Source organism: Shewanella sp. SW32 (assembly GCF_025653365.1).
Lineage (GTDB): Bacteria > Pseudomonadota > Gammaproteobacteria > Enterobacterales > Shewanellaceae > Shewanella > Shewanella oncorhynchi.
Genome location: NZ_JAKKSJ010000001.1, coordinates 259541 through 267383 on the forward strand (window position 1 = coordinate 259541; position 7843 = coordinate 267383).

The window sequence follows — 7843 nt, forward strand, 5'->3', positions numbered from 1 at the left end:
CACCTTAAACTGTTATCGCATTTTAGTGAGTGGTTGCAAAATAAAAAACGAGCAATAACTAAGGAAGGATAAAACCAGTAAGGGCTTGCCAACTCTGGATGAGACTAAATGCTCACTCGACTTACATTACACAGAGGGCGATGCGATATGACGCCGTAAATCAGTTGCCTGCTTGTCACATTTTAATATGTCAGAATAGCGTACTACGGTGTTGCGGCCATTGGCCTTAGCGGCATAGAGCGCCATGTCAGCTCGGTGAAATAATGGATCCAAACTCAGATCATCAGCCATTAAACCGCTCACGCCAAAACTCGCCGTTATGACGAACTTGTGCCCTGAATATTGGGTATCAATGGCCTCGATACGAGCTCGACATTGCTCCGCCACTTCCATGCCTTTCTCTTCATCGGCATAAGGTAATAAAATTGCAAACTCCTCACCACCGATACGAGCAAAAACATCACCATTTCGGATATGGGATTTAAGGGAGTCAACCACCTTTTTAAGCGCCCAATCGCCAGTTCCATGACCAAAAGAATCGTTGATGCGTTTGAAGAAATCTAAATCGAATAAAATGACACAAAAATCCCCGCTACGAGCCGTGGCTTGCACAAAAAGGTTTTCTCCCAACTCTTGCCCTGCACCACGATTCAATATGCCTGTTAAGGCATCCATTCTCGCCATACGCATAAACTTACGTTTCTGCATCTGACCTACGGCTAACAAAATTCCAAGGAAGAACAGCCCACCCATTAGAATAGTGATAAACATCAGCATATTGGTGTATTCCCGCTCTTTTACCATTTGCTGAGCGATGTAAAGTTCACGCTCTTTATTGAGTAAATTGATTTCACGCGACTGTTCATCAGCATTAAACTTAGCCGCCTGATAAGCGAGGGTTTTCATTCTAGATTGGTCAAAAATCAATTGATTATAATATTGTTCTTTTCTTGTGTATTCATAGGCTTGCTCAAATTGTTTATCCGCCGCCATCAGTTCGGCAAATACCTTATATGTAATATGCTTATGTTCGATGTAGCTATTATCATCGGGGAATGAAAGCACTTTAACGGCGTGACTTTTCGCTTGAACCTGCTCACCCATGGCAAAGTAATTCTCGGCAAGTAGTGCATGTACATGGCTGATTTCTAACTGAAATTGAAAAGCTTCATACCCTTTTAAAGCTAATAGCAGAATCGATCTCGCGCCTAAAAAATCGCCCCGCTCCTGCAAAACCATAGCTTTGCCTTTTATCGACATAGTCGCCAGAAGGGGGAATTGCTTCGCATCACAGTATTGACGGCTATCTTCGAAGGCATCGAAGGCGTCGGGATTTTTCACGCCGAGTAAATAAATAGCGCGCAACAATTTGGCATGACAAATATCGCGGACATCGGTTTCCTTTGCGAGTTGTAGCACCTTATTGGCATAAAGGCCCATATCGCTATAAGCATCCATTTCGGAATAAATATTGGCAATTCTTAAATATGAGTGCCGTTTAATCGTGACATCATCAATATTCACCACTAGGGCTAATGCTTGAGCAACTGCAGCCAAGGCTTTGTCATAGTCACGTATCCCTATATATACAGTGGCTTTGTAACTATAAACTGACGCTAATAAATCAGTATTTGTCACTAAGGTTTCGGCTTGGTGTAGATCATCTAACGCTTTAGTATATTCACCGATGAAAAAATAACCTATCGCTCTATCTATCCTCAGTCGTCCTTGTTGTATTGTAGTTAAACGACTGAATTCTTTCTCATATTCGGCAAGCTTTTTCTGCGCAGCACTAAGATCAGATTGCAGTAATACATCAAGCTCATTGAGTGCCTGATCAAAATCGAGAGAGTTAGCCATCAAAGCTGTCGAACACAAGGCGAAGATGGCTAATAGGGCACAACGTAACCGTTTCAAAATTAGTTAATTATTACCATGATTGACTAAAATAAATGTTTGATAATTTTGGTCGCCACTCAAAACTTTTAGTTTTGTCATATCCCCTGTCATTACAGCGCTAATTTCTTCATCTGTTAACCCATGGGCGCGCATTACCGCCTCAGGGTCCTGTTGATACGCTTCCATCAGCAGTGCATCTTGGCCTAACTGGGTAAAAAAATCCGATAATGCAGACATACCTTTCCTTATTTATATGATGACTCCCGAATTCAGCTCAGAAGTACAGCACTCACAATTAGCCTAAATCTTCAGGTCTAATGCCTAATTTAGTTAAAATAGCATAGTTGTATTCGAGTTTTTTTGCTGGCGGGATCAGTAAAGTACTGATCGGAGACAAGTTTGCCTCGGGCAGCTTACTCAACGGCAAATACTCAATTCTAGGGGCTTGAACTGGCAGATTAGCAGCTTCGTAGATCACCACTTGATGATCTCGCGGATACCATTGATTCAGTTGTTCAACCAAAATCTGCAGCCTGTCACTCGTAGTATGGAACTGAGTTAAGGTATGTTCACCAGCAATCGCAATTTGCCATAACAATAAATGGGTTGTCGGATCGGGCACATGATTAAAAAACATAAACTGGCTAGCTTCAAAACTTTGATGCCCAGAGCTGCCGGGGTCAATACCCAGATCAGCCCATAAACACGCCTCGGCCGAAATCCCCGGCTCCATCTTCGCTGAAAACCCTTCAGCCCTCGCCCGCGTAATCGCCATATGGGAAACACAGGCAAAGACTCCAGGATGACCATAGAGCGCACAAACGGTTTTTTTGCCAGCCCTTACGGCCTCCAATATAGAATTAACCATTTGTTCGTAGGTTTCTCGGCGATTTTTAACTTCACCATTTTGTGCATAAAACGGCTGTAAATTGATGACATTGGGATTAATGTTCTGGATCCAACGCTGCGAAAAACCATCGGGCAAGAGTGAAAACACGACATCAGCGTGCTCAATATAACTACGACTCATCACACTGATCTGTCCGGCCAGTTGTAAACCCGTACCTACACAAACTAAAGAACCCAATGCATCTATCCCACTATTTTATTTCGAAGACTGCAAACTCACGACAAAAAGCCACAGTACAAGAACACAATAAAAACATATCGGTAACTTTAATCTGATTTTAACGAGATTACTATGTTTATCGCCACACATACTGTCTATCGACTTACTAACTAATTGCTTGGCTTTAAAGAAGAAATCGCTCACATTTACTCTTTCCCAATCCAGCCAACAGTAAACCTGTACGGCTCTGAAGCAGAAAATCATACTCTTAGCCCCATATGACTTCAGCGAATAAATATCCTTAAAGATTGAGAACTAAAGCCAACATACTGGGTCGAAAAGTCACACAATTCGATCTATGACGGTTGCAAAGCCCGATTGCCCTTGTCATGAGGGGGAATGCTTGGGTATTATGGCCGCCAGATTTTCAGAAGTAGCGCATACAATGATCAATAAAAAGCAAAGTCTTACTCTACTGGGCGCTGTGGCGCTCTCTGTTTCGCTCAGTGCCTGTAGCGTGTTCGATTGGTTGATTTATAAGCCCGACATTCCACAGGGCAACTACATGGAACCGCAACAAGTTGAAAAGTTGCGCATTGACATGACCAAAGAACAAGCCGAATACATTCTCGGCCGTCCGGTATTACGAGATAGTTTTGCTGACGATACTTGGTACTATGTGTATCACTACAAGAGTGGGCGTGATGCCAGCATTACGCATAAAGAACTCATACTGCACTTTACGGGCGATAAACTTACCTCAGTGAAAGGCGATTATGAACTAAGCAAAGAATTTAGTACGCCGCTAGAGCAAAGCAGCTTGCCAACAGGTAATAAAACTGAGCTAGTGCCACAAATTCCAGCACAGCGCGCCGATGAAAAGCCATTAGTTAAAGAAAATCAAGCTGAAGCGCAAGTTCAAAAACCAATTAAGTAATATCCTAAACTTTGCTTATGCTCTTCTCAGTCAATCAAATATAAAAAAGCGCCCAAGGGCGCTTTTTTATTGAGCTATGATGTCAATATTTAAGCTCGTCCACCCGTCACTTTATTCGCGCGGCCTTCATCTTTAGCTTTATCTGCTCGGCGACGACGCACATCCTTAGGATCAGCAATCAAAGGACGATAAATCTCAACCCTTTGCCCCGGTAAAATCACTTGGTCATGCTTAACCACATTACTAAACACACCGAGCTTAACCGTATCTAAATCGATCTCAGGAAAAAAGCTTACAATGTTACTTAAACGCACCACCTCAATCGCTGACGTGCCGGGATTCACATTCACCGAAATCACTTTTTGCTGTGTAGGCAAGGCGTAAACCACATCAACTACAAACTTATCTGTCTCATTTGTCACTGTAAATCACCTTAGCGCGACTCGTAAATGCCGTCACCATTGATACCATAAGATCATTAAACACTTTACCAAAGGCCATATCGGCTAACGAGCTTGAAAACTCAAAACTCAGCTCGAATTCTACCTTGCAGGCCTCTTCAGTCAGCTCAGTAAAACGCCACTGCCCCAATAAATGCTTAAAGGGCCCATTTTCCAATGTTAAATCAATACTCTTACCAGGAACCACTTGGTTGCGAGTCGTAAAGGTCTTACGGATCCCCGCTTTACTCACATCCACAGATGCCAGCATAGTTTTGCCGTCAAATTCTAAGACTTTGCCACCCACACAACCGGGTAAAAACTCTTTATACGACTCGACATCATTCACTAAGTCATACATTTGCATCGCACTAAAACGGACTAACACACTTCGAGAAATTTGCGGCATAGGACTTAGCACTCTTCACTAACGTATTCACAGCGACCTAAGCAAACTCAAACGCACGAAAATAACGCACGTGCAATAAACAACTTAGGCCAGCAATCAAAATTTGCACGGATTTTATCACGATACGTAAAAAACGCACCCCTTGTGCACTTAGGCTGATACTCAACCCCCTAATCACGTTCAAAAAAACAGCAATAACACGATAGAGGCTTGAAATTAACTAAATAAAACCTTATATCAATACCAAATTGATTCACCGTGCGTATAATGGCGCCACTATGGTAAAGAAAAATTCAAGCAAAGCCGCGCCTGCGACTATCGCACGTAATAAGCGCGCAACCTTCGAATACCGTTTCGAAGAGAAAATGGAAGCCGGCCTATCCCTTATGGGATGGGAAGTGAAATCTATCCGTATGGGTAAGGTCAACTTGTCCGACTGTTACGTATTCCTGAAAAATGGCGAAGCCTTTATGCATGGCTGCACCATTATTCCCTTGAATACGGCATCGACACACGTTGTCTGCGATCCCCTACGTTTGAAAAAGCTGCTACTCAGCCGTAAAGAGCTAGATAAACTAGCGGGCTTAGTTGAGCGCCAAGGCTACTCTATTATTCCTATCTCAATGTACTGGCGTAAAGGTGCATGGGTAAAAGTGGAAATTGGCCTAGGTAAAGGTAAGAAAGATCACGATAAGCGCGAAGATACTAAAGCGCGTGAATGGGAAGTTGAAAAAGCCCGCGTGATGAAAAAAGAAAAAACGCACGGATAATGAACAAACGATTGAACTTGAAGCAAATGATGCTAGGTGATCATAGTGCTACGGGTTACAATCAAATTCTTGGGGGCGATTCTGGATTCGACAGGATTCACGAAACCCTGGGAGCATGCCGAGGGGCGGTTGGCCTCGTAAAAAGCCGCACAGTTATAGTTGCAAACGACGATAACTACGCTCTAGCAGCTTAGGCTAGCTAGCCATCTGACACAGGTCTCTCAAATGGGCGGTGTATACAGATGGTCATCTTACATTTGATAGCGAGGGAACTCCGTCCGGGGGTGAACCGCGAAATAGTACCGGACTCGCCCGATGAAATCCTGTCTTTCGGAGTTTATTCGGGTTAATTAAAAGAGAGACTAAGCATGTAGTGCCTTGGATGTAGGTGTTCTGGACGCGGGTTCAAGTCCCGCCGCCTCCACCAAACAACATAAAGGACTGATTCTGTTAAGGTTTCAGTCCTTTTTTATTATCTGCATCTGACACGACTGTGCTACAGGAGTGTGCTACATGCGTCCCATCATCCCCACCTACCTTTATCAACGCGGTCATATCTTCTGGTATAGACAACGACTCCCTATTAGCGGTATAAATAGCACGCTGAGAGTATCGCTGCGAACATCTGATCCATTAACAGCCAGAACACTAGCGTTACTCATAGCAAATTTTATAAACAGACAAACTGCTGGATTATCGAGCAGATTTCTGAAGTCTTTGTTAGTTGCCACTGAAAGTGGACCACAGGTTACGAGTGAACCAGTGGGTATAGAGTCGCCATGCCTCGAGACCATGGTTCTATCAACAACAAAGGAAACAGAGATGACGTCTCGCTATGAAATACTTAAAAATCAAACACAACTTATCATCCATCATTACCACCAGATGGAACTGGCCGATTGGCAATCGCAGCCCAGATCTGAAGGTGAATATGTCAAATGGATGAATTCGTTACGCCTATTTAAAAGTGTGACTAATGAAGCCGCTAAACTGAATGACCTGCGTCAATCGGAGCGGTTAGTTAATGACTTTTACACCGACACACAGTCTCCCCTCCCCCCACCAGAAGATCTCGCCCCCATTGTTAGGATAGTTTGCGACTGTCTACCAAATATTTACCAAGCCCTGCTCGAAAATCAGCCGTCCATACTAACGTTTCCTCAAAAAACCTCTCTCGATTCAATTCCCAATCAGGGAACTGAACCCGCGTCCAATGAAAAACCGCTTGCAGAGGCAATAGCGGCATACCTTACCGAAAACCAACGTAAGGGATGGAAAGCAAGAACAATAAACCAGTATCAGCACTCGCTAGTAGTTGCATACTCGTTCTTTGGAGAAGTCTCAATAGGTTCTCTAACCCGTGAACATGGCCGCTCACTTAGGGAAACCTTGCCAAAGCTAATCAAAGGAAAAACTCAAGATGATCTCAATAAGCAAGGAATAGCTGGTTGCATCACTAATGATATCCATTTGCAGATTAGCTCTATTACCGCCAACAACCACATGAATAGGCTTAGAGAGTTTTTCCGCTGGAGTGAGTCAATGGGCTACATCAGCCGTAACCCCCTACCAGATGACAACATTCCAGCCCCTAAAGTATCAAAGCAGGCCAAGCGTGATCCGATTACTGATGACCAAGCCAAGCTGATTTTCGGTCATTCATTATTCAGTGAGCATAAAGGAACTAAAACTAAAAAAATCCAACACGCAAGTCACTTCTGGCTACCGTTGATAGCAGCCTATAGTGGTATGCGACTTGGTGAGATCTCTCAGCTAAGCGTACAGAATATCCGCAAGATAGGTGAACATTGGTGCTTTATTGTTGAGCAATTCACTGAGAACCAATACTTAAAGACTCCTAATGCTGTCAGAGCAGTCCCTATTCATAACGAACTGATACGAATTGGTTTTATGGAGTTTGTTGACTATATCAGAGCCAATAATGGTACGCGTTTATTCGAAAATATCCGTCTCATACAAGGTAACTACAGCAATAAACCAAGCGAATGGTTCATCAAACAATTCAGAGATGCTCTTGGATTGCCTTTGCACGTAACTCCTCATGCCTTCTGTAGTGGTCAAGTAAAATTGGCCACGATTTTAGAGTCATTCCAATATAAACGTTCTGACTCATTTGGCGTTAACCCACCATTATATTGATGGGGTCTGGTCTCACTGTAATATCCAGTGATGTAATTTGTGATCTCTTTATCTGCTTCTGTAAAATTCCCATAACCATTGGCGGGTATCCACTCAGATTTCAAACTTCTAAAGAAACGCTCCATTGGTGCGTTATCCCAACAATTCCCGCGACGACTC

At 43.3% G+C, this 7843-nt stretch carries 9 protein-coding genes and 1 other RNA gene; 4 read left to right on the plus strand and 6 right to left on the minus strand.

The features are described 5' to 3' along the window. Positions 1-126: 126 nt before the first annotated feature. From L5M28_RS00985 to L5M28_RS00995, 3 genes are all read right to left on the minus strand, one after another. A complete protein-coding gene (locus tag L5M28_RS00985) occupies positions 127-1860 on the minus strand; it encodes a GGDEF domain-containing protein (RefSeq protein ID WP_263202150.1) in 1734 nt (577 codons plus the stop codon). 63 nt (positions 1861-1923) lie between these two features. After that, positions 1924-2136, minus strand: a complete 213-nt coding sequence (locus L5M28_RS00990; RefSeq protein WP_168823362.1) for a hypothetical protein — start codon at positions 2134-2136, stop codon at positions 1924-1926. A gap of 58 nt (positions 2137-2194) precedes the next feature. Further along, a complete protein-coding gene (locus tag L5M28_RS00995; RefSeq protein WP_028760726.1) occupies positions 2195-2986 on the minus strand; it encodes an SAM-dependent methyltransferase in 792 nt (263 codons plus the stop codon). A 427-nt stretch (positions 2987-3413) separates the two neighbouring features. Here L5M28_RS00995 and L5M28_RS01000 point away from each other — a divergent pair, with 427 nt between their 5' ends. Next, positions 3414-3905 (plus strand): outer membrane protein assembly factor BamE, encoded by a 492-nt coding sequence (locus tag L5M28_RS01000; RefSeq protein WP_028760727.1) that lies wholly within the window; start codon positions 3414-3416, stop codon positions 3903-3905. Between the two features lie 89 nt (positions 3906-3994). Here the strand turns inward: L5M28_RS01000 and L5M28_RS01005 are convergent, their stop codons facing one another. Together L5M28_RS01005 and L5M28_RS01010 are read right to left on the minus strand one after the other, a co-directional pair. After that, positions 3995-4327: an RnfH family protein gene (locus L5M28_RS01005; protein ID WP_006080834.1), complete on the minus strand. Its 333-nt coding sequence runs from the start codon at positions 4325-4327 to the stop codon at positions 3995-3997. Then, on the minus strand, positions 4317-4754 hold the full coding sequence (locus tag L5M28_RS01010) for a type II toxin-antitoxin system RatA family toxin (protein ID WP_028760728.1): 438 nt from the start codon (positions 4752-4754) through the stop codon (positions 4317-4319). Before L5M28_RS01010 ends, L5M28_RS01005 begins: the two co-directional genes overlap by 11 nt. 278 nt (positions 4755-5032) lie before the next feature. Between L5M28_RS01010 and smpB the strand changes: the two genes are divergently transcribed. The 3 genes from smpB (at position 5033) to L5M28_RS01025 (ending at position 7684) form a co-directional block, all read left to right on the plus strand. Further along, entirely contained in the window at positions 5033-5524 is a 492-nt protein-coding gene (gene smpB / locus L5M28_RS01015) for an SsrA-binding protein SmpB (RefSeq protein WP_006080832.1), read from the plus strand. Between the two features lie 71 nt (positions 5525-5595). Then, positions 5596-5951, plus strand: a transfer-messenger RNA (tmRNA) gene (gene ssrA / locus L5M28_RS01020). A gap of 395 nt (positions 5952-6346) precedes the next feature. Continuing rightward, the gene (locus L5M28_RS01025) at positions 6347-7684 is read left to right on the plus strand and encodes a hypothetical protein (RefSeq protein ID WP_263202140.1); all 1338 of its coding nucleotides are present in this window, start codon (positions 6347-6349) and stop codon (positions 7682-7684) included. Here L5M28_RS01025 and L5M28_RS01030 read toward each other — a convergent pair. Continuing rightward, positions 7603-7843 (minus strand): integrase core domain-containing protein (locus L5M28_RS01030; RefSeq protein WP_263148716.1); only part of this gene is annotated, 241 nt, incomplete at its 5' end. The two genes, L5M28_RS01025 and L5M28_RS01030, sit on opposite strands and share 82 nt — an antisense overlap.